Here is a 1,165-nt window from a genome sequence, read left to right as displayed (position 1 = left end):
GCCGCGCCGCCGGCGCGGGCGCCGCCGGGATGGTCCTCACCCTCGTCATCGTCACCGACGAGGGCAGCGCCTACGACGCCCTCAAGGCCGCCAACGACGCCTCCCGCGAACACCCCTCCCGCACCCTCGTGGTGATCCGGCGCACCGAGCGGCCCCGGCCGGCCGCGGCGGAGGCCGAACTGCGGGCGCGGCTGGACGCCGAGATCCGCGTCGGCCAGGAGGACGGCTCGGGCGAGACGATCGTGCTCCGCGTCCACGGTGCGCTGGTGCGGCACGTCGAGTCGGCGGTGCTGCCGTTCCTGCTGCCGGACGCCCCGGTGGTCGTCTGGTGGCCGGACGCCGCCCCGCAGGACGTCGCGGACGACCCGCTGGGCGCGCTCGCGCAGCGCCGCATCACCGACGCGGTGACCGCGGAGTCCCCGGTCGACCAACTGGCCCGGCGGGCCGCGACCTACACCCCCGGCGACACCGACCTCGCCTGGACCAGGATCACCGGCTGGCGCTCCATGCTGGCGGCCGCCCTGGACCAGCGCCCCGCCACGGTCGCCCGCGCCACCGTCGAGGGCGAGCCCGACAGTCCGAGCGTCGAACTGCTCGCCCTGTGGCTGCACCACCGCCTCGACGTCCCCGTGGAACGCGTCGTCACCGCGGGCCCCGGCATCACCGCCGTCCGCCTCGGCACCGAGGACGGCGACATCGTCCTCGACCGGCCCGACGGGCGCACGGCCACCCTCTCGATGCCCGGCGCACCCGACCGGATGGTCGCGCTCAAGCGCCGCGAGGTCGCCGACCTGATCGCCGAGGAGCTCCGCCGCCTCGACCCGGACGACGCCTACGGCACGACCCTCCGCACGACCCTCGGCCGGCAGCCCGTCTGAGCCGGTGCCGGCCCGTCGGCAGCCGGCGGCCCCCGCCGCACCCGCGGCGGGGGCCACGACCCGTGCCGCACCCACCGACCGCAAAGGAGCCACACCATGGAGCTCGGCCTCATCGGTCTCGGCAAGATGGGCGGCAACATGCGCGAGCGCATCCGCCGCACCGGCCACACCGTCATCGGCTACGACCGCAACCCCGACCTCGCGGACGTCGACAGCCTCCAGGAGCTCGTCAACAAGCTCCCGAGCCCCCGCGTCGTCTGGGTGATGGTCCCCGCCGGAGGCCCGAC

Annotated in this window: 1 protein-coding gene and 1 pseudogene; both read left to right on the top strand. The window is 76.2% G+C overall.

What is annotated here, in order from left to right:
• Positions 1 to 866: pseudogene (opcA, locus tag SNE206_RS40005) on the top strand (glucose-6-phosphate dehydrogenase assembly protein OpcA); the annotation flags it as partial.
• 108 nt (positions 867 to 974) lie between these two features.
• On the top strand, positions 975 to 1,165 hold a 191-nt coding region (locus tag SNE206_RS40000; protein WP_407918509.1), incomplete at its 3' end, for an NAD(P)-binding domain-containing protein.

This window comes from Kitasatospora sp. NE20-6 (assembly GCF_045862635.1).
Note: the sequence above shows the minus strand (reverse complement) of the source record. Positions and strands in the feature narration are given on the sequence as shown.